This is a genomic window from Cupriavidus sp. C3SS-1 (genome assembly GCF_057073755.1).
The window spans coordinates 524,460-544,699 of record NZ_CP172699.1 but is presented as its reverse complement, the minus strand read 5'-3'; the positions used below and the strand labels follow the sequence as shown (position 1 = coordinate 544,699).

Genomic DNA, 20,240 nt, shown 5'->3' with positions numbered 1-20,240 from the left:
GGCAACCAATACTACCTTTCCGGCATGGCAGCACTTCCTCACGACCCGCGCCTGGACCAGCTCAAATCCTGGGTATCCGGACTCGGTCCGGACTGGTCCGTCGATCCCGATTCCTGCGTACCCGCTTCGGCCGACGCCAGCTTCCGGCGCTACTTCCGCGTCAGCACGGCCAACGCCGCGCATCCAACCGCCATTGTGATGGACGCGCCGCCCGCGCACGAGGACTGCCGGCCGTTCGTCCATGTCGCGGCGCTGTTCGGCGCCGCCGGCGTGACGGTGCCCACGGTCCTGGCACAGGATCTGGAGCAGGGCTTCCTGTTGCTGGCCGATCTGGGCAGCCAGACCTACCTGTCCCGGCTCGACGATTCCTCAGCAACCGGCATGTACGCCGACGCCGCGGTCGCGCTGGTCCGCATCCAGGCCGCTACGCGTGCCGGCGAACTGCCGGCCTACGATCGCGCCCTGCTGCAGCGCGAACTGGACCTGTTCCCCCAGTGGTACATCGCGAAACACCTGGGCGCGACGCTCACGGACGCCCAGCAGGCCGACCTGCGCGAAGTGATGGATGTGCTGCTGGCCAACATCCTGGCGCAGCCGCAGGTCTACGTGCACCGCGACTATCACTCGCGCAACCTGATGGTGCTCCCCGGCGGCGCCAACCCCGGCGTGCTCGATTTCCAGGACGCCGTGATCGGCCCGATCACCTACGACGCGGTCTCGCTGTGGCGCGACGCCTATATCGAGTGGGACGAGGAGCAGCAGCTGGACTGGCTGATCCGCTATTGGGAGCGCGCGCGCAAGGCCGGGCTGCCGGTGAACGCCGATTTCGGCGAGTTCTACCGCGATTTCGAGTGGATGGGCCTGCAACGCCACCTGAAGGTCCTCGGCATCTTCGCGCGCCTGTACCACCGCGACGGCAAGGACGGATACCTCGCCAACCTGCCCCTGGTGCTCAAGTACACGCGCCAGGTCGCGGGCCGCTACACGGAACTGCGCAAGCTGATCCGCCTGCTCGACGCGCTCGAAGGCGCCGCGAGCCCGGCCGGCTATACGTTCTGAGCGGGGCTCGCGCAGTGCCCCCGCCGGACCATCCCGACAATCCCCGCGCCATCACGCGCTCGGGCGAATGGTGGGCGGGCGTACGCGCGCTCGCGCCCATGCTGCTGGGCGTGGTGCCGTTCGGCCTGATCTATGGCGTGCTGGCGGTCGGCGCAGGCATGCCCGCCTGGCTGGCCTGCGCCATGAGCGCCATCGTGTTCGGTGGCGCTTCGCAGATGATCCTGACGCAACTGTGGTCGGCCGGCACGCCGGCCCTGGTGATCGCCGTCACCGTCGCCATGGTGAACCTGCGCCATGCGCTCTACTCCGCCACCATTGCCCCCACGCTGGCCCACCTGCCGCGCCGCTGGAAAGCGCTGATCGCCTACCTGCTGACCGACGAAGCGTTTGCCGCCATGACGCACCGGCTGGCCGACACCGGCCCGCGCGCGCGCTACCGCCACTGGTTCTACTTCGGCGGCGGTTTCGCGCTGTGGGCCAGCTGGCAAGTGTCGACGCTGGCCGGCGTGCTGGTCGGCGCACAGGTGCCGCGTGACTGGCCACTGGACTTTTTCCTGCCGCTGACCTTTATCGGCATCATCGTGCCGGGCCTCAAGCACCGCGCGCAGGTCGCCGCGGCGCTGGTGGCGACCGCCCTTGCGGTGGCGTGCTTCGGCATGCCCCACAAGCTCGGGCTGATGGTGGCCGCACTCGGCGGCATTGCCGCCGGCATGCTGCTGCTCGGCCGTGGCAACGTGTCCGGCGAACGTCCGGCCGGCAAGGACGCCGCGATCGGCAAGGAGCCGGCATGAACTCGCTGACCTTGCTGTGGGTATTCATTGGCGCGGGCCTGGCCACCTTCCTGATCCGCCTGTCGTTCATCGCGGTCGAAGGCCGCGTGCGGCTGCCGGCGTGGTTCCGCACCGCGCTCCAGTTCGTGCCGGCCGCCATGCTGTCCGCGCTGATCGCCCCAGACCTGCTGATGCGCGGCGGCGAACTCTACGTGAGCCCGCTCAACGCGAGGCTGGTTGCCGCCCTGGTCGCGATCGTGATCGCGGCGCGCACGCGCAGCATCGGCTGGACCATCGTCGGCGGCATGGCCGCCCTGCTCGCCATGGAGACCCTGATTTGAAAGCCATGATCTTCGCCGCCGGCCGCGGCGACCGCATGCGTCCGCTGACCGATAGTTGCCCCAAGCCGCTGCTGCCGGTGGGCGGCAAGCCGCTGATCGTCTGGAAGATCGAGGCACTGGTGCGCGCCGGGCTGCGCGACATCGTCGTCAACCATGCCTGGCTCGGCGAGCAGATCGAGGCCGCGCTGGGCGACGGCAGCCGCTTTGGCGCGCGCATCGCCTATTCCGCCGAAGGCAGCGCGCTGGAGACGGCCGGCGGCATCGCCAAGGCGCTGCCGCTGCTGTCGCGGGCGCCTCAGGCGGAGCACGGCGAGATCTTCCTGGCCGTTTCCGGCGATATCTTCTGCGAGTACGACTTCCGCGCCCTGTTGCCGCGTGCCCGCGAGATGGCCGGTGCGCCGGTCCCGCGCATGCATCTGGTGATGGTGCCCAATCCGCCGTTCCACCCGGCCGGCGACTTCTCGCTGTGGCCCGACGGCCGGCTGGCGCTTGACGCGGCGCCGGGAGCCGAGCGCCTGACCTTCGGCAACATCGGCCTGTATGACACGCGCCTGTTCCGCGATATCGCCCCCGGCACCAAGGTGGCGATGACGCCTTGCTATCGCGCCGCCATCGCGGCGGGCGCGGCCAGCGGCGAGCGCTTCGACGGCCGCTGGGAAAACGTCGGCACGCCGGCCCAGCTGGTCGCGCTGAACGACGCCGTCGCCGCGCGCGGCACGGCCACCGCAGGCGGCGCCTGAGTCGCCTGCCTGCGCTGACGGGCCCCGAGGTCCGTCAGCGTTAGAATCTGATGCATTCCCCCATCCAGTTGGCAATCCTATGTCCGCACCCGATACAGCCCTCCTGGCGTCTTGCCGCGATCGTCGCGCGCGCGTGCTGCAGCACTTGCGCGCCGGCGGCGGTGGCGTGGCCATCCTGCCCACGGCGCCGGAAGCCATGCGCAACCGCGACAGCGACTACCCGTACCGGCATGACAGCTATTTCTATTACCTGACCGGCTTCACCGAGCCCGATTCCGTGCTGGTGCTGGTCGCCGGCCAGGGCACCGAAGCCGACCGCAGCATCCTGTTTTGCCGCCCGAAGCATGAAGAGCGCGAGATCTGGGACGGCTTCCGTTACGGCCCCGACGGCGCACGCGCGGCCTTCGGCTTCGATGAAGCCCATTCGGTCGAAGAGATCGACGCCATCCTGCCCGGCCTGCTCGCCAACCGCGCGCAGCTCGCGTATCCGCTGGCCGCGTCGACGCGCACCGACATGCAGGTGCGCCGCTGGCTGGATGCGGTGCGCATGCAGGGCCGCGCCGGTGTCGCGGCGCCATCGGTCGCGGTGGACATCCGTACGCTGCTCGACGAGATGCGGCTGATCAAGGATGCCGGCGAACTGGCTACCATGCGCCGCGCCGGCGAGATCTCCGCGGGCGCCCACGTGCGCGCCATGCAGGCGACCCGCCCCGGCCTGCGCGAGTACCACCTGGAAGCCGAGCTGCTGTACGAATTCCGCCGCCACGGCGCGCAGAGCGTGGCCTACAACTCTATCGTCGCGGCCGGGCCCAACGCCTGCGTGCTGCACTATCGCGCCGGCCCCGCCGAACTGCGAGACGGCGACCTGTGCCTGATCGACGCCGGCTGCGAGCTGGACGGCTACGCGTCGGACATCACCCGCACCTTCCCCGTATCCGGACGCTTTTCGCCGGCCCAGCGCGAGCTGTACGACCTCGTGGTGGCCGCGCAGGAAGCCGCGATTGCCGAGACGCGCGCGGGTGTCCCCTATAACGTGCCGCACGATGCCGCGGTGCGCGTGCTCGCGCAGGGCATGCTCGATACCGGCCTGCTGGATCGCAACAAGGAAGGCACGCTCGACGACGTGCTGGCGAGCGGCAGCTACCGCCGCTTCTATATGCACCGCACCGGCCACTGGCTCGGCATGGACGTGCACGACGTGGGCGAATACCGCGCGGCCGCGCCCGCCGTTGACGGCGAACGCCCGTGGCGGCCGCTGGAGCCGGGCATGGTCGTGACCGTGGAGCCTGGCATCTACGTGCGTCCGGCCGAGGACGTGCCGGAACGCTACTGGCATGTCGGCATCCGCATCGAGGACGATGCCGTGGTCACCGGCGGCGACTGCGAGATCATCACGCGCGGCGTGCCGGTCAAGGCCGACGAGATCGAGGCCCTGATGCGCGAGCGCAATAGCATTACCGGAGGCAAAGCATGATCGGATGGCTGCGACGACTGTTCCCCGGCAGCGCCGGGACGCCGCACAACGTGCCCACGAAACGCCACGTCGATCCGAACGAACCGTTCGTACTCAACCTCTACGACGACCGCGTGGTGGTACACCGCCCCGACGGTCAGCGCGAGGAGGTCATGTGGGATTCGCTCGAACGCGTGGTAGTGCGGGTTTCCAAGGCCGCCCCCTGGGCCGGCAAGGCCTGGCTGATCCTGGTGGGCGCCGCCGACAGCGGCCAGGGCTGCGTCGCGCCGCTGGACGCGGCCAACGCCAGCGCCCTGCTGGAGCGCCTGCAGGCCCTGCCCGGCTTCAACCAGCAGAAACTCGACAACGCCCTGCGCGATGCCGAGGCCGGCAAGTCGCGCTCCGACGCGATCTGCTGGAAACGCGGCGCGCCCGAGCAGGCGCCGGATCTCACTACGGACGGGAGCGCCGGCAATGACCCAGGCCGAGCCTGAAGTCAGGGACATCGCCATCGTCGGCGGCGGGCCGGTAGGCCTGGCGCTGGCCTGCCAGTTGCTGCTGGCGACCGAATGGCGCATCACGCTCATCGATGCGGCCACGCCGGCGCGGGCGGCGCGCGACCCGCGCGCCATCGCGCTGTCGCATGGCAGCCGGCAACTGCTGGAGCAGGTAGGTGCGTGGCCGGTGGCGGGCACGGCGATCGAGCATATCCATGTTTCGCAACGCGGCCATCTCGGCCATGTGAAGCTCCACCATGAAGACTATGGCGTACCGGCGCTGGGCTATGTGGTGCGCTACGGCGAACTGTGCAACGTGCTCGAACGCGCGCTTGGCCGCGCCGTCCAGCAGGCCGGTGCATCTCGGCTGCTGCGCGTCTTCGAGACCCGCATCGACGAGCTGCGGCAGGATCCGCTGATCGGCGGGAACTTCGATGGCCTGGACGCCATGGCCGGCGCCGTGCACCTTGCCGGCACGACGGCCGACGGGCAGGCGGCGCGCTTTGCCGCGCGCATCGCCGTGCAGGCTGAAGGCGGCCTGTTCCACCAGCAGGTCGCGCATGGGGGCCAGGGCGCGCGGCATCGCGATTACGGCCAGACCGCCGTGATCGGGCACGTTGCCTGCTCGCGGTCACGGCCGGGCTGGGCGTGGGAGCGATTCACCACCGAAGGGCCGCTGGCGCTGCTGCCTTACGACGAACATGGCGTCGACGGCTACGCGCTGGTCTGGTGCTGCCCGCCCGAACAGGCGGCGCGCCGGCTGGCGCTGTCCGACGCCGATTTCGCGGCCGAGCTTGGCGAGGCATTCGGCGACCGCCTGGGCCGCTTTACGCTGGCCGGCAAGCGCCACGCTTTCCCGCTCGGGCTCAACGCTGCGCCCGTCACGGTCGACGGCCGCATCGCGGCCGTGGGCAATGCCGCCCAGACCCTGCACCCGGTGGCGGGCCAGGGGCTCAACCTCGGACTTCGCGATGCCTTCGCGCTGGCCGACTCGCTGCGCACGGGCTGCACGCCGCGCGCGCTGAAGGCCTTCGCCTCGCGCCACCGCCTGGACCGGGCGGTGACCATCGGCGTGACCGACCTGTTGCCGCGCGCATTCGGCGTCCACTACCCGATGGCCGCCCATGCGCGCGGGGCTTCGCTGGCGGCGCTGGCCTGCCTGGCGCCGCTCAAGCACGCGCTGGCACGGCACATGATGTTCGGCATGCGCCGCTGAAAAGCCCTGGGAAAGCCGCGCATGCGGCTTTCGCCACTTTTCGCCCAGCCGGGTCCAGCGTTTTCAGACGCCACCTATTGTCTTGATGCTCAATTCTTGGGCAGCGGCAGTCGTTTGGCGTTAGAATCCAGCCCTCGCTCATGCCCGTGAAGATTGCCGACAGCCGTTTCGGCGCGGGCGTGTTTTTCCGTTTCACTCCAGAACCACGCAGCCGGGCCGACCCGATTTGCATTGCGCCATGCGCATGCCGCCGGGAGCCGTGGCCGCCGTAATCACCGGAATCGCCGCCTCAACGTGCAAATCGGACCACACCAGCTTCGCAACAACCTGTTCGTCGCCCCCATGGCGGGCGTGACGGATCGCCCGTTCCGCCAGTTGTGCAAGCAGCTCGGCGCCGGCTATGCGGTGTCGGAAATGGTGGCGTCCAATGCACAGCTCTGGAAAAGCGAAAAGACCATGCGCCGGGCCAACCATGCCGGTGAAGTGGAGCCCATCTCGGTCCAGATCGCCGGCGCCGAGCCGGCCATGATGGCCGAGGCCGCCCGCTACAACGTGGACCGCGGCGCGCAGATCATCGATATCAACATGGGCTGCCCGGCCAAGAAGGTCTGCAACGTGGCCGCGGGCTCCGCGCTGCTGCAGAACGAGCCGCTGGTGGTGCGCATCGTCGAGGCCGTGGTCGGTGCCGTCGGGGATCGCGTCCCGGTCACGCTGAAGATCCGCACCGGCTGGAACCGCGAGAACCGCAACGCCCTGCGCGTCGCGCGCATGGTGGAAGACGCGGGCATCAGCATGCTGACCATCCATGGCCGCACGCGCGCCGACCTGTACCACGGCGACGCCGAGTACGAGACCATCGCCGCGGTCAAGGCCACCATCGGTATTCCGGTGGTCGCCAACGGCGATATCACGACACCGCAGAAGGCAAGGCAGGTGCTGGCGCTGACGGGCGCCGACGCCATCATGATCGGCCGCGCGGCACAGGGCCGGCCGTGGCTGTTCCGCGAGATCGAGCACTTCCTGGCCACCGGCGAATTGCTGCCCCCGCCGGAGGTGGCCGAGATCCGCGCCATCATGAATACGCACCTGGAAGACCACTACGATTTCTATGGCGAGTTCACCGGCGTGCGTACCGCGCGCAAGCATATTGCGTGGTACACGCGCGGGCTGCGTGGCGCGAACGTGTTCCGCCATCGCATGAACACGCTGGAGAGCACAGGCGAACAGCTTGCCGCGGTCAATGCCTTCTTTGACGAGCAGGCGCAGTGGTCCGACCGGCTGGTCTATGTCGATGAAGCCGGTGCGGGCGAGAGGGAAGATGAAACGGACAACAACAACAAAAAAGGGGAGTTGCTTGCCGCATGAGCCGCAACGCTATCGACCAGTGCATCCGGGACAGCCTGGACAGCTACTTTCGGGATCTGGATGGCGAAGAGCCGTCCAATATGTACAACATGGTGCTGGAGGCCGTCGAGCGCCCGTTGCTCGAAGCCGTGATGGTGCGCGCCGAGCGCAACCAGTCGCTGGCCGCCGCCTACCTGGGCATCAATCGCAATACGCTGCGCAAGAAGTTGCAGCTGCACGGTTTAATTTGAATTTGAAGCGTTTCGTACAGCCATGATCAAGCAAGCTCTCCTTTCCGTTTCCGACAAGACCGGCATCGTCGAATTCGCGCGCGAACTGAACGCGCTCGGCGTCACGCTGCTTTCCACCGGCGGTACCGCCAAGCTGCTGGCCGACAGCGGCCTGCCCGTCACGGAAGTGGCCGACTACACCGGCTTCCCCGAGATGCTCGACGGCCGCGTGAAGACGCTGCACCCGAAGGTGCACGGCGGCATCCTGGCGCGCCGCGACCTGCCCGAGCACATGGCCGCGCTGGCCGAGCACAATATCCCGACGATCGACCTGCTGGTAGTGAACCTGTACCCGTTCCAGCAGACCGTCGCCAAGGATGACTGCACGCTGCCGGACGCGATCGAGAATATCGACATCGGCGGCCCGACCATGCTGCGCTCGGCGGCCAAGAACCACCGCGACGTGACCGTGATCGTCGATCCGGTTGACTACGCCGTGGTGCTCGACGAAATGCGCGGCAATGGCAACAAGGTCGGCTACGACACCAATTTCCGCCTGGCCACCAAGGTATTCGCGCACACCGCCCAGTACGATGGCGCGATCACGAACTACCTGACCAGCCTCGGCACCGACAAGTCGCACCAGGGCCGCAGCGCATACCCGCAGACGCTGAACCTGGCCTTCGACAAGGTGCAGGAAATGCGCTACGGCGAGAACCCGCACCAGTCCGCCGCGTTCTACCGGGACCTGAAGGCGGTGGATGGCGCGCTGGCCAACTACGTGCAGCTGCAGGGCAAGGAACTGTCGTACAACAACATCGCCGACGCCGATGCGGCGTGGGAATGCGTGAAGTCCTTCGACGTTGCCACCCCGGCCTGCGTGATCATCAAGCACGCAAACCCGTGTGGTGTGGCTGTCGGCGCGAATGCGCTGGAAGCGTATGACAAGGCTTTCAAGACCGACTCGACCTCGGCCTTCGGCGGCATCATCGCCTTCAACGTGGAACTCGACGAAGCTGCGGCGCAGGCCGTTGCGAAGCAGTTTGTCGAAGTGCTGATCGCGCCGTCATTTAGCGCGGCTGCGCGTGCCGTGTTCGCGCCGAAGCAGAACGTGCGTTTGCTCGAGATCCCGCTGGGCAAGGGGGTCAACCAGTATGACTTCAAGCGCGTGGGCGGCGGTCTGCTGGTGCAGGGCCCGGATGCCAAGAACGTCAAGCCGTCGGAACTGCGCGTGGTGACGCGTCGTCATCCGACCCCCAAGGAAATGGATGACCTGATGTTTGCGTGGCGCGTGGCCAAGTACGTCAAGTCGAACGCCATCGTGTTCTGCGGCGGCGGCATGACGCTCGGCGTCGGCGCCGGGCAGATGAGCCGCGTGGATTCGGCGCGCATCGCCAGCATCAAGGCGCAGAATGCCGGACTGACCCTGGCCGGGTCGGCTGTGGCGTCGGATGCGTTCTTCCCGTTCCGCGACGGGCTGGATGTGGTGGTGGACGCCGGCGCGACTTGCGTGATTCAGCCGGGTGGTTCGATGCGCGATGACGAAGTGATCGCTGCTGCGGATGAACGTGGTATTGCGATGGTGCTGACCGGTACTCGGCATTTCCGTCACTGATTCTGCGGCTTCTTTTGCGAAGGGCTCCGGGTTCGCGGGTGATGTTGCCTGTGGCTCGGGGCTTTTTTGCTTCTGGCTGGTTTTGGGGGAATAAGGGCGGTATCGTGCTTGGCGGGCGCTGCTGCTCCGCCGGCTACGCCGGCGAAACAGCAGCGCATCCAAGTACCAAGAAAACGTCTGTCGCCCCCTCCATCCCCAAAAATAAATGCGCATCTTAGGCATCGACCCCGGCCTCCGCACAACCGGCTTCGGCGTACTGGAAAAGCACGGCAACAAGCTTTCCTACATTGCCTCGGGCACCATCAAGAGCAATGGCGACACTGACCTGCCTGCGCGCCTGAAGACCTTGTTTGACGGCATCAGCGAGGTGGCCCGCACCTACGCACCGGACTGCGCGGCGATCGAGAAGGTGTTCGTCAACGTCAACCCCCAGTCGACCTTGCTGCTGGGCCAGGCCCGCGGCGCGGCGATCTGCGGACTGGTGGGGCAAGGCCTGCCGGTATTCGAATACACCGCCCTGCAACTCAAGGTAGCGGTAGTCGGCTATGGCCGCGCCAACAAGGAACAGGTGCAGGAGATGGTGATGCGGCTGCTGAGCCTGCCGGGGCGTCCGAGCACCGACGCCGCCGATGCGCTCGGCGTGGCCATCTGCCACGCCAATGGCGGCGACACGCTTGGCACGCTGTCCGGCCTGGCCCCCGACCTCGTCCGCAAGGGCATGCGCGTGCGTCGCGGGCGGCTGATCGGCTGACAAATACCGCGGCAAGAGCCCAACACGCCCGTCTCTTACAATCGAGGGCATTTGCCGCGCGGCGGCCACGAACCCTCGACCATGCTCCGCTTCCGATTCTGTCTTCCCGCAACCCTGGCGACAATCGTGCTGGCCGGCTGCGCCACGAAGCTACCCACGCCTTCCGCACCCAAGCCTACCGCCGCAGCCAAAGAAATCCCCGCGCCCGCACCGGCCAGCAAACCGCTGGTCATCGCGCACCGCGGCGCCAGCGCGCTGCGCCCCGAGCACACGTTGGCCGCGTATGCCAAGGCCATCGAGGACGGCGCGGATGTCATTGAGCCCGATCTCGTCATCACGCGCGACGGCGTTCTCGTGGCGCGCCATGAAAACGAAATCGGCGGCACCTCCAACGTGGCCGAAATGCCGCAGTTTGCCGACCGGAAACGCACCAAAGTCATCGACGGCGAACGCCTGAGCGGATGGTTCACCGAGGACTTCACGCTGGCCGAACTCAAGACGCTGCGGGCACGCGAACGCATCCCGAAGCTGCGCCCCGACAATGCCCGCCTCAACGACCAGTTCGAGATCCCGACCTTCGACGAGATCGTGCGGCTCGCCCAACAGGCATCGCTGCGCACCGGCCGGCAGATCGGCCTGTATCCCGAACTGAAGCACCCAAGCTACTTCCGCGGCATCGGCAAGCCGCTTGAAGACAAACTCCTCGAAGCGCTGCGCCGCCAGCCATACCTGCGCGAGGCGCCCGTCTTCGTCCAGTCTTTCGAGGCCGGCAGCCTGCGCGAGGTGCGCAAGGCCCTGGGGCATGGCATGCCCAATGTCAGGCTGGTGCAACTGATCGGCAACCCGAAGCAGACCCCGCCCGACTGGCGGCTGGCCGGCGACACGCGGACCTATGGCGACATGCTGAGCCCGACCGGCCTGCGCGAAGTAGCTGCCTACGCCGACGGCATCGGCCCCGAGAAGAACAGCGTGGTGCCGCGCGATGCGCAAGGCGGCCTGGGCGCGCCTTCCGCCGTCGTGCGCAACGCGCACGCGGCTGGCCTGCTGGTGCATCCCTATACATTCCGGCCCGAGAATGCCTTCCTGCCCAAGGCCTTCCGGACTGGCGGAGATGCCGCCACGCGCAGCCCCGCCGGCATGGTGCGCGAGGTGGAGGCCTTTGTCGCTGCCGGCGTGGACGGTGTCTTCACCGATGACCCGGCGCTCGGCCGGCGTGCCATCGACGCCCGGAACCCGTGAGGCGCGGATGCGCCGCTGGGCTACACTTGCGGCCTTTCGCAGGACCGTAATACCGCAATACCGTTGAACCGACCCCGCTCCTGCCCATACCGCTAACGCTAACGCACACGCAAAACCATGATCGGACGCATCGCCGGCACCCTTATCGAGAAAAATCCTCCGCACCTGCTCGTGGACTGCCACGGCGTCGGCTACGAGATCGATGTGCCGATGAGCACGTTCTACAACCTGCCCGCGACCGGCCAGCCGGTGACGCTGCTGACCCAGCTCATCGTGCGCGAGGACGCGCACCTGCTCTACGGCTTCGGCACGGCGACCGAGCGCAACACGTTCCGCGAGCTGATCAAGATCACCGGCATCGGCGCGCGCATGGCGCTGGCGGTGCTGTCCGGCATGTCCGTGCCGGAACTGGCGCAGGCTATCACGCTGCAGGAAGCCGGGCGCCTCACGCGCGTGCCGGGCATCGGCAAGAAGACCGCCGAACGCCTGCTGCTCGAACTCAAGGGCAAGCTCGGCGCGGAACTCGGCCATGCGCCGGGCGCAACCCCCGTGCATGACAACGCGGTCGATATCCTCAACGCGCTGCTGGCGCTCGGCTACTCGGAAAAGGAAGCCGCCGCGGCCATCAAGCAGGTGCCTGCCGGCACGGGCGTTTCGGATGGCATCAAGCTGGCGCTGAAGGCCCTGTCCAAGGCGTGAAGCGTAAAATAGCGCGACACCTGACGCCGCAGCCATGATTGAAACCGACAAGTTCTCCGCCCCCGACCGCATGATCGCCGCCACGCCCGCTTCCGCGCACGAAGAGGCGTTCGAGCGCGCGTTGCGGCCCAAGCTGCTCGACGAGTACGTCGGCCAGGAGAAGGTGCGCGGACAGCTGGACATCTTCATGCACGCGGCGCGCAACCGCCGCGAGGCGCTGGACCACGTGCTGCTGTTCGGGCCGCCCGGCCTGGGCAAGACCACGCTCGCGCATATCATCGCGCGCGAAATGGGCGTCAACCTGCGCCAGACCTCCGGTCCGGTGCTCGAACGACCGGGCGACCTGGCCGCGCTGCTGACCAACCTCGAAACCAACGACGTGCTGTTCATCGACGAAATCCACCGGCTCTCGCCGGTCGTCGAGGAAATCCTGTACCCCGCGCTCGAGGACTACCAGATCGACATCATGATCGGCGAAGGCCCGGCGGCGCGTTCGGTCAAGCTCGACCTGCAGCCGTTCACGCTGGTCGGCGCCACCACCCGCGCCGGCATGCTGACCAACCCGCTGCGCGACCGCTTCGGCATTGTGGCGCGGCTGGAGTTCTATACGGCCCAGGAGCTCGCACGCATCGTCACGCGCTCGGCCCAGTTGCTGGGCGCCCGGATCGACCCGCAGGGCGCGCTGGAAATCGCCCGCCGCGCGCGCGGCACGCCCCGGATTGCCAACCGGCTGCTGCGCCGCGTGCGCGACTATGCCGAAGTCAAGGGCGATGGCACCATCAGCCGCGAGATCGCCGATGCCGCGCTGGCCATGCTGGACGTGGACGGCGTGGGCTTCGACCTGATGGACCGCAAGCTGCTGGAGGCCGTGCTGCACAAGTTCGGCGGCGGCCCCGTCGGTGTCGACAACCTGGCCGCGGCGATCGGCGAAGAACGCGACACCATCGAGGACGTGCTGGAGCCCTATCTGATCCAGCAGGGGTACCTGCAACGCACGCCGCGCGGCCGCGTCGCCACGGCGGCGGCCTACCTCCACTTCGGCCTTCCCGCGCCCGACCGCGGCGGCACCGGCGAGCTGCCCGCCTGAGGAAAACCGGCTCCCGGCGGTGAATGCTGCACCGCCACAAGCGCTCGCCCGGCGCCTCCCTGTCGTCAATTAAACTTTTTTGTCCCGCATCCCAAATTTTTTCGAAGTGGATTGCTGGCCCCTGCCCGATTGTCCACAATGGCTTCAACGGCACCCCAGCCATGGTGCCCCGGTAGCCGTGCCAATTGGCATGGCCGCTTACCATCGCCAAGGAAAACCATGATCCGTCGTCCGTCCTCCCTGCCAGTCGCAGTGTTAGCGGCTGCCATGCTTATCGCCACCAGCGCCTACGCCCAGCGTCCGCAGGCTCCGGTCGGCGTTGCCGAGGAGGCCGTCGTCAGCGGCAAGATCATCGATATCGATCCGAACACCAAGGCTGTGCTGGTACAAGGCCCGCGCGGCAACGTCGTCGAACTGGTGGGCGGCGACGAAGTGAAGAATTTCGGCCAGATCCACAAGGGCGACATCCTCACCATCGCGCGTGGCGCGGCGCTGGTGGCATCGTTGGAACCGGTGGACAGCAAGTCGTCCGCGCTGGCGGAAACGGTGGACCGTACTTCGCGCGCGGCCGAAGGCAGCAAGCCCGGCATCATGCGCGAGATCACCACGACTGTGACGGCGGAGATCACGAAGGTCGATCCGGCCAAGCATCTGGTCACGTTCCGGGGCCCGCGCGAAACCTTGCGCACAGTCAAGGTGGAAGATCCTGCCATCGATCTCAGCAAGATCCAGCGTGGCCAGATGGCAAAGATCGTCTATCGTGAAGTCGTAGCCATCACGGTCAAAGCCCCGGCTGCATCCGCAGCCAATTGACCCCGAAGCCAGACGCGGTACTTTACCCCACCAGGAGGTTACCTATGAATCGACGCCATTTTGTTACCCGGGTTGCCGGATCGGGGCTGCTCGTCGCCACCGCGTTCACGGTTGGCTGCACGACGACAGGCACCAAGGCCTCGTCCGATCCGGCAGCGAAAAGACAGGAAATCGATGCGGGTGTGGATGGCGCGCTGAACCGCCTGTATTCCTCAACCAACGGCTCTCGCGAACTCGCCAACCGTGCGCAGGGCATCCTGGTGTTCCCGCGCGTCATCTCGGCGGGCCTGGTGGTCGGCGGCGAATACGGCGAAGGAGCCCTGCGCTCGCACGGTTCGACCGTGGGCTACTACAGCACCGCGCAGGCTTCGGTTGGCCTGACCGCAGGTGGCCAGTCCAAGGCCGTCATCATCATGTTCATGACGCCCGAGGCCTACAACAAGTTTGTGGCAAGCAAGGGCTGGACCGCCGGAGCGGATGCGAACGTGGCACTGGCCAAGATCGGCGCGGACGGCCGGCTCGATACGCTGACCAGCCAGCAACCGGTGGTGGGCTTCGTGCAGACCAACGCGGGCCTGATGTTCGATGCGTCGATCAACGGCGCCAAAATCTCCAAACTGGATATCTGATCCCGGAAGCGCCGACCCGCGGCTGGATAGCCGCACGAACCGGTACACTTACCGCACGATCCCGGCTACGGCCGGGATTTTTCTTGCTGCACGGCAAGGCACGTCCCCGGCTGGCATAATCGCCCGAAAAAACGCAGGCGCGCAAAGCGCCGCCAAACCGGGAACCTCGATGTCCGCCCTGCCCACCGCCGCCACAGCCGCCTCCACCCATACCGGGCGCGTCTACCGTTACTACGATCTCGTCATGGTGGCCTTCGTCACCGTGCTGCTGTGCTCCAACCTGATCGGGGCCGCCAAGGCGGCGCAAGTGACAGTCCCACTGCTGGGGCCGGTTACCTTCGGCGCCGGCGTGCTGTTCTTCCCGATCTCGTACATCTTTGGCGACGTGCTGACCGAGGTCTACGGCTATGGCCGCGACCGCCGCGTGGTGTGGGCGGGCTTCGCGGCCCTGGCGTTTGCGACGTTCATGAGCCTGGTGGTGCTGCACATGCCCGTGGCGCCGTTCATGGCCGACTACCAGAAGAGCCTGGAAGATGTGTTCGGCAATACCTGGCGCATCGCGTTAGGTTCGCTGATTGCCTTTTGCTGCGGCAGCTTCGCCAACAGCTATGTGCTGGCCAAGATGAAGCTGTGGACGGGCGGACGCTGGCTGTGGAGCCGCACCATCGGCTCGACGCTCGCCGGCGAGCTGGTCGACTCATCCCTGTTCTACGTGATTGCGTTCTACGGGATCTGGCCGCTGGAGAAGGTGCTCCAGGTCGCGGTGGCGCAGTATGTGCTCAAGACCGGCTGGGAAGTCGTGATGACGCCGGTCACGTACAAGGTCGTGAACTTCCTCAAGCGCGCCGAGAACGAGGACTGGTACGACCGCAACACCAACTTCACGCCGTTCCGCCTGCGCGTCTGAGGCCGGCGGCCTGCCCGTGGCGTCCCGTCAGGGAACGCGCCGGTCCACTTCATCGAGCGCCAGCGCTTCCAGGTGGGTCACGTCGCCCCACTGGGCCAGCGTCAGGTGATGGCTGTCGCTGCGCAGGCGGTTGATGCTGGCGTTCAGCAGTTCATGCTGGCGCGGCGCTTCCAGCGTCATGCCGGTGGCCTCGCGGTAGAGACAATCGAGCACGCCGCCGTGGGCCACCAGCGCGATGCGCTCGCCCGGATGACGACGCGACAACGACAGCGCGATCTCGACCGCGCGATCATGAAACTGCGCCAGCGACTCGCCCTGAGGCGGCGCGTAATCTGGCACGCGCGCCTGCCAGCGGGCGAAGTCCTCGGGCAGTTGCTCGGCAACCTCGGCATAGGTCTTGCCCTGCAAGGTGCCGTAGCTGCGCTCGCGCAGGCGCGGCTCGGAGCGAACCTGCAGGCCGAGCGCGTCGGCCAGGGGCGCAGCGGTCTGCATGGCACGGCCCAGGTCGCTGGAGTAGACCGCGTCGATCGGCTCGCCTGACAGCGCCGCGGCGAGCGCCCGCGCCTGGGCTTCGCCGGTCTCGTTGAGCGGGATGTCGAGCTGGCCCTGCAGCCGGCGCTCGCGGTTCCAGGCCGTCTCGCCATGACGGATCACAATCAGGTGCGTGTAGGCCAGCGAATGCGGCCCGGAGCTTTGCAACATGCCCTTTCCTTGCATTTCCTTGCCCGGCGCGGACGCCGGGCACGCGACCTCAGCCGGCCACCTTGGGGTTGAGCGTGTAAGTGCCGGTCAGGCTTGCCTGCGCCAGCACATGGCCGCGGATGGCTTCCAGCACCTGGGCGCCCGTGAACTTGCCGTCCAGCGGCACCCGCTCCAGGTCCAGCGCGTAAACCGTGAACACGTAGTGGTGCAGCAGCGTGTCGTTCCACGGCGGGCACGGGCCGTCGTAGCCGTAGTAGTCGCCCTTCATGTCGGCGTCATTGGCGAACCAGCCGGTGTAGTCGTTGATGCCGTGGCGCAGGCCGCCGGCGGTGGCCGTGCCGCCGGCCGCTTCGGGTCCCGGCTTGCCGCGCGCGATCACGCCGTCGCTGTGCGAGCCGGCGGCGATCGTGGTCAGGCCCGGCGGAATATCGACCAGCGCCCAGTGGTAGAAGTCCACGCGCGGCAGCGATGCCGGCACTTCGCGGCCTTCCTGGTTGACGTCGTCCCCTTTGCTCGGGACATCGCGGTCATGGCAGATCAGGACGAAGGACCGCGTCTGGGCCGGCGCGTCTTCCCAATGCAGGTCTGGATTGCGGTTGCTCGACAGGGCCACGTGGGCATCGGCGTCGGGCACGCAGAAGGCGAACTCGCCGGGGATCGGCGTGTTGTCGGCGAAGGACTTGCTCCAGAGTTTCATTTGTCTCTCCTGTCTGTGGATGGCCAGCGCGGGCGCGGCCACCGTGGTTTCCTGCTGCCTGTCCGGGTTGCGGCAGCCTGCGGCGGGCTCAGGCGTTGCCGGGCGGCGACACGCGCAGCCAGAACGTCACGGGTCCGTCGTTGGTCAGGCTCACTTGCATCATCGCCCCGAATTCGCCCGTCTGCACGTCCGGGTGCGACGCGCGCGCCCGCTCGACGAAATACTCGTACAGGCGGCGCCCGTCCTCGGGCGACGCCGCCGGCGTGAAGCTGGGCCGGGTACCGCTGTTGGTATCGGCCGCCAGCGTGAACTGGGACACCACCAGCAGCCCGCCCGCCCCGCCGTTGCCGTCCATATTCTGCACCGGCAGGTTCATCTTGCCGTCCGCGTCGGAAAACACGCGATAGGACAGCATCTTGGCCAGCAGGCGGTCGGCCTGCGCCTCGGTATCGCCGCGCTCGGCGCAGACCAGCGCCAGCAGTCCGGCGCCGATCTCCCCGGTGGTGCGGCCGCCGACGGTCACCCGGGCCTGCGCGACGCGCTGGATCAGTGCGATCATCGTCCGGCTCAGGCCAGCGTCACGCGGGCAAAGCGGCGCTTGCCCACCTGGACCACATAGGTGCCCGCTGCCACCTTGACGGCCTTGTCGCTGACCGTGGCACCGTCGATCTTCACGCCGCCCTGCTCGATATTGCGGTTGGCCTCCGACGTGGACGGCACCAGGTTGGCCTGCTTGAGCAGCTGCGCGATGCCCAGCGGCGCACCCGACAGGCTGACGGCCGGGATGTCGTCCGGCACGCCGCCGCGCGCGCGGTGGTTGAAGTCCTCGAGCGCCTTCTCGGCATCGGCCTGGCTGTGGAAGCGCGCCACGATCTCCTGCGCCAGCATCACCTTGCAGTCGCGCGGGTTGCGACCGAGCGCGATTTCCTGCTTCATCAGGTCGATCTCGGCCAGCGGGCGGAACGACAGCAGCGTGTAGTACTGCCACATCAGGTCGTCCGAGATGCTCATCAGCTTGCCGAACATCTCGCTGGGCGCCTCGGTCACGCCGACGTAGTTGCCCTTGGACTTCGACATCTTCTCGACGCCGTCCAGGCCCACCAGCAGCGGCATGGTCAGGATGCACTGCGGCTCCTGGCCGTATTCCTTCTGCAGTTCGCGCCCGACCAGCAGGTTGAACTTCTGGTCGGTGCCGCCGAGCTCCAGGTCGGACTTCAGCGCGACCGAATCGTAGCCCTGCATGAGTGGATAAAGGAACTCATGGACCGAAATGGGAATCCCAGACCGGAAGCGTTTGGTGAAGTCGTCGCGCTCCATCATCCGGGCCACGGTGTACTTGGCGGCCAGCTGGATCATGCCACGGGCGCCGAGCGGGTCACACCACTCGCTGTTGTAGCGGATTTCGGTGCGCGCCGGGTCGAGCACCAGGCTGGCCTGGCGGTAGTAGGTCTGGGCGTTGGTCTCGATCTGCTCGCGCGTGAGCGGCGGCCGGGTGCTGTTGCGGCCCGACGGGTCGCCGATGGTCGAGGTGAAGTCGCCGATCAGGAAGATCACCTGGTGACCCAGGTCCTGGAGCTGGCGCAGCTTGTTCAGGACCACGGTGTGCCCGATGTGGATGTCCGGCGCAGTGGGATCGAGGCCGAGCTTGATGCGCAGGGGAACGCCGGTCGCTTCGCTACGGGCCAGCTTCTGGGCCCATTCGGCTTCAATCAGCAGTTCGTCGCAGCCACGCTTCGAGACCTCAAGCGCGTGCATGACCGACGGCGTGAGGGGATATTTGGCCGCGGGGCCGGAGGATGCTTCAGTCATGACGTAAGTCTTTGAAATACATGAAAATTTGGCGGATGCGCCACTCGGCCCCGGGCCGATTCTTGGTATAATCCGCGCTTCCTGGCGCCAAGCGGTACCAAGCCCGCGCGCCACCCGCCATTCTAGTGCCGACACCAGGTGGCAAATAAATTTGAATAGCACGCGCCGCACCTCGGGGGAGGAAGGCAGACGACAGACATCGTCGCGGCAGCGGTGCCCAGACCAAGGCTGAATTTTACGTGATGTGGTCCAGACTCCGCGAAGTTTTCGCGCGTGAGCTGGTGGTTCTCGTCGACCCGACCAACCCCCAGCACGCGCGACGGCGCAAGCAGCTCACCGCTTCGGTGGGCGCGATTTTCACGCTCGGCATGGCTGCAGCCATGGGCGTGGCGCCCCGCAGCGCCTTCAACGACCCGGATGCGCCGCGCGTCAACGAGACGCTGCGCATGCCCGATGTGCGCGAACAGCTCGCGCAGCTTGTCGATGTCGATTCCGATGCCGTCTACGTGCGCCAGGAGCGCATGCAGCGCGGCGACACCATTGCGTCGCTGCTGCGCCGCCTGGGCGTGGACGATCCCGACGCGCAGGCGTTCATCCTGAAGAACCCGACCGCGCGCGGCCTGTTCAACCTCAACCCAGGCCAGGCCGTGCAGGCGCAGATCGACGACAGCAATATGCTGGTGTCGCTGCAGGCCAACCTGGGCGGCGACGCCGCAACGTCGCGCGAACTCGTGATCGAGCGCGTCGAGCCGGCAAAGGCCAGTGGCACGACGAGCTACAAGGCGCGCGTGCAGAACGTCGATAACGACCTGCGCTACGAGATGGCGTCCGGCTCGATCTCCGCGGGCGGCTTCTTCAAGGCCATGGACGCGGCCAACGTGCCCGATGACATCGTGCAGCAAATGCTGTCGATCTTCTCCGGCGTGATCGATTTCCAGCATGACATCGCCAGTGGCGACCGCTTCCGCATCATCTACGAAGCCGGTTTCCAGGACGGCGCGTTCATCCGCAACGGCCGCGTGGTGGCGATCGAGCTGATCAACCGGAACCAGCTCCACCAGGCGCTCTGGTTCGCGCCCGAAGGCGAGCGCAACGGCGCCTACTACACCTTCGACGGCCGCAGCATGAAGCGCCCGTTCCTGCGTTCACCGGTGGAGTTCTCGCGCGTGTCGTCGGGCTTCGGCGGCCGCGATCATCCGCTGCATCATGAGTGGGTCCAGCACAAGGGCGTGGACTTCGCAGCGCCGACGGGCACCAAGGTGCTGGCCACCGGCGAAGGCACCATCGACTTTGTCGGCCGCCAGAACGGCTACGGCAACATCATCATTCTGAAGCACGCGAACGGTTATTCGACCTACTACGCGCATCTGTCCGGCTTTGCCGGCGTGCAGCAGGGGCAGAAAGTGACGCAGGGCCAGGTGATCGGCTATGTCGGGCAAACCGGCTGGGCCACGGGACCGCACCTGCACTATGAATTCCGCTTCAACGACGTGCCGCAGAACCCGCTGAGCATCGCACTGATGGAAGCGCCCGTGCTGACCGGCAAGGCGCGCCAGGAATTCCTGGGCTATACCAGCACCATGCTCAGCCGCATCAACGCGCTGCGCACCTATAACGTCCTTACCGCGGCCAACTGACGGCC

General features: G+C 67.1%; 22 protein-coding genes. 18 read left to right on the top strand and 4 right to left on the bottom strand.

Annotated features, from left to right (window positions below; genetic code table 11):
• Window positions 1-24 precede the first annotated feature (24 nt).
• From ACIGJC_RS02605 to ACIGJC_RS02525, 17 genes are all read left to right on the top strand, one after another.
• On the top strand, window positions 25-1,059 hold the full coding sequence (locus ACIGJC_RS02605) for an aminoglycoside phosphotransferase family protein (protein WP_483710469.1): 1,035 nt from the start codon (window positions 25-27) through the stop codon (window positions 1,057-1,059).
• A 98-nt stretch (window positions 1,060-1,157) separates the two neighbouring features.
• On the top strand, window positions 1,158-1,850 hold the full coding sequence (locus ACIGJC_RS02600; RefSeq protein WP_483711454.1) for an AzlC family ABC transporter permease: 693 nt from the start codon (window positions 1,158-1,160) through the stop codon (window positions 1,848-1,850).
• Window positions 1,847-2,170: an AzlD domain-containing protein gene (locus ACIGJC_RS02595; RefSeq protein ID WP_483710468.1), complete on the top strand. Its 324-nt coding sequence runs from the start codon at window positions 1,847-1,849 to the stop codon at window positions 2,168-2,170. The genes ACIGJC_RS02600 and ACIGJC_RS02595 overlap by 4 nt, the downstream gene beginning before the upstream one ends.
• Window positions 2,167-2,910 carry an N-acetylmuramate alpha-1-phosphate uridylyltransferase MurU gene (gene murU / locus ACIGJC_RS02590; RefSeq protein WP_483710467.1) on the top strand — a complete coding sequence of 248 codons (744 nt, stop codon included), beginning with the start codon at window positions 2,167-2,169 and terminating at the stop codon, window positions 2,908-2,910. Before ACIGJC_RS02595 ends, murU begins: the two co-directional genes overlap by 4 nt.
• Before the next feature lie 79 nt (window positions 2,911-2,989).
• Window positions 2,990-4,384, top strand: coding sequence for an aminopeptidase P N-terminal domain-containing protein (locus ACIGJC_RS02585; protein ID WP_483710466.1), 1,395 nt, complete (start codon window positions 2,990-2,992; stop codon window positions 4,382-4,384).
• A complete protein-coding gene (locus ACIGJC_RS02580) occupies window positions 4,381-4,857 on the top strand; it encodes a hypothetical protein (RefSeq protein WP_483710465.1) in 477 nt (158 codons plus the stop codon). The genes ACIGJC_RS02585 and ACIGJC_RS02580 overlap by 4 nt, the downstream gene beginning before the upstream one ends.
• A complete protein-coding gene (locus ACIGJC_RS02575; RefSeq protein ID WP_483710464.1) occupies window positions 4,838-6,076 on the top strand; it encodes a UbiH/UbiF/VisC/COQ6 family ubiquinone biosynthesis hydroxylase in 1,239 nt (412 codons plus the stop codon). The genes ACIGJC_RS02580 and ACIGJC_RS02575 overlap by 20 nt, the downstream gene beginning before the upstream one ends.
• Window positions 6,077-6,370: 294 nt before the next feature.
• Window positions 6,371-7,441 (top strand): tRNA dihydrouridine synthase DusB, encoded by a 1,071-nt coding sequence (dusB, locus tag ACIGJC_RS02570; protein WP_483710463.1) that lies wholly within the window; start codon window positions 6,371-6,373, stop codon window positions 7,439-7,441.
• Window positions 7,438-7,671, top strand: coding sequence for a Fis family transcriptional regulator (locus ACIGJC_RS02565; protein ID WP_211948844.1), 234 nt, complete (start codon window positions 7,438-7,440; stop codon window positions 7,669-7,671). The genes dusB and ACIGJC_RS02565 overlap by 4 nt, the downstream gene beginning before the upstream one ends.
• A gap of 22 nt (window positions 7,672-7,693) precedes the next feature.
• Window positions 7,694-9,265, top strand: coding sequence for a bifunctional phosphoribosylaminoimidazolecarboxamide formyltransferase/IMP cyclohydrolase (purH, locus tag ACIGJC_RS02560; RefSeq protein ID WP_483710462.1), 1,572 nt, complete (start codon window positions 7,694-7,696; stop codon window positions 9,263-9,265).
• A gap of 205 nt (window positions 9,266-9,470) precedes the next feature.
• Window positions 9,471-10,016: a crossover junction endodeoxyribonuclease RuvC gene (ruvC, locus tag ACIGJC_RS02555; protein WP_483710461.1), complete on the top strand. Its 546-nt coding sequence runs from the start codon at window positions 9,471-9,473 to the stop codon at window positions 10,014-10,016.
• Between the two features lie 81 nt (window positions 10,017-10,097).
• Window positions 10,098-11,255 carry a glycerophosphodiester phosphodiesterase gene (locus ACIGJC_RS02550; RefSeq protein ID WP_483710460.1) on the top strand — a complete coding sequence of 386 codons (1,158 nt, stop codon included), beginning with the start codon at window positions 10,098-10,100 and terminating at the stop codon, window positions 11,253-11,255.
• 117 nt (window positions 11,256-11,372) lie between these two features.
• Entirely contained in the window at window positions 11,373-11,954 is a 582-nt protein-coding gene (ruvA, locus tag ACIGJC_RS02545; protein ID WP_483710459.1) for a Holliday junction branch migration protein RuvA, read from the top strand.
• 34 nt (window positions 11,955-11,988) lie between these two features.
• Window positions 11,989-13,041: a Holliday junction branch migration DNA helicase RuvB gene (gene ruvB, locus ACIGJC_RS02540; RefSeq protein ID WP_483710458.1), complete on the top strand. Its 1,053-nt coding sequence runs from the start codon at window positions 11,989-11,991 to the stop codon at window positions 13,039-13,041.
• Window positions 13,042-13,260: 219 nt separating this feature from the next.
• Window positions 13,261-13,854, top strand: coding sequence for a hypothetical protein (locus ACIGJC_RS02535; protein WP_483710457.1), 594 nt, complete (start codon window positions 13,261-13,263; stop codon window positions 13,852-13,854).
• Window positions 13,855-13,898: 44 nt separating this feature from the next.
• Window positions 13,899-14,483, top strand: a complete 585-nt coding sequence (locus ACIGJC_RS02530; RefSeq protein ID WP_483710456.1) for a BPSL1445 family SYLF domain-containing lipoprotein — start codon at window positions 13,899-13,901, stop codon at window positions 14,481-14,483.
• A gap of 169 nt (window positions 14,484-14,652) precedes the next feature.
• Entirely contained in the window at window positions 14,653-15,390 is a 738-nt protein-coding gene (locus ACIGJC_RS02525; protein WP_483710455.1) for a queuosine precursor transporter, read from the top strand.
• A gap of 27 nt (window positions 15,391-15,417) precedes the next feature.
• On the opposite strand, the gene ACIGJC_RS02520 is transcribed toward ACIGJC_RS02525, so the two are convergent.
• The 4 genes from ACIGJC_RS02520 to tyrS all read right to left on the bottom strand — a co-directional run bounded on the left by ACIGJC_RS02520 (window position 15,418) and on the right by tyrS (window position 18,598).
• Entirely contained in the window at window positions 15,418-16,092 is a 675-nt protein-coding gene (locus ACIGJC_RS02520) for a histidine phosphatase family protein (RefSeq protein ID WP_483710454.1), read from the bottom strand.
• A gap of 49 nt (window positions 16,093-16,141) precedes the next feature.
• Window positions 16,142-16,789 carry a YbhB/YbcL family Raf kinase inhibitor-like protein gene (locus ACIGJC_RS02515; RefSeq protein WP_483710453.1) on the bottom strand — a complete coding sequence of 216 codons (648 nt, stop codon included), beginning with the start codon at window positions 16,787-16,789 and terminating at the stop codon, window positions 16,142-16,144.
• A gap of 88 nt (window positions 16,790-16,877) precedes the next feature.
• Complete coding sequence (dtd, locus tag ACIGJC_RS02510) at window positions 16,878-17,348, bottom strand: D-aminoacyl-tRNA deacylase (protein ID WP_483710452.1); 471 nt, start codon at window positions 17,346-17,348, stop codon at window positions 16,878-16,880.
• An 8-nt stretch (window positions 17,349-17,356) separates the two neighbouring features.
• On the bottom strand, window positions 17,357-18,598 hold the full coding sequence (gene tyrS, locus ACIGJC_RS02505) for a tyrosine--tRNA ligase (protein ID WP_483710451.1): 1,242 nt from the start codon (window positions 18,596-18,598) through the stop codon (window positions 17,357-17,359).
• A gap of 242 nt (window positions 18,599-18,840) precedes the next feature.
• Here tyrS and ACIGJC_RS02500 point away from each other — a divergent pair, with 242 nt between their 5' ends.
• Window positions 18,841-20,235, top strand: coding sequence for a peptidoglycan DD-metalloendopeptidase family protein (locus ACIGJC_RS02500; RefSeq protein WP_483710450.1), 1,395 nt, complete (start codon window positions 18,841-18,843; stop codon window positions 20,233-20,235).
• Window positions 20,236-20,240 lie beyond the last annotated feature (5 nt).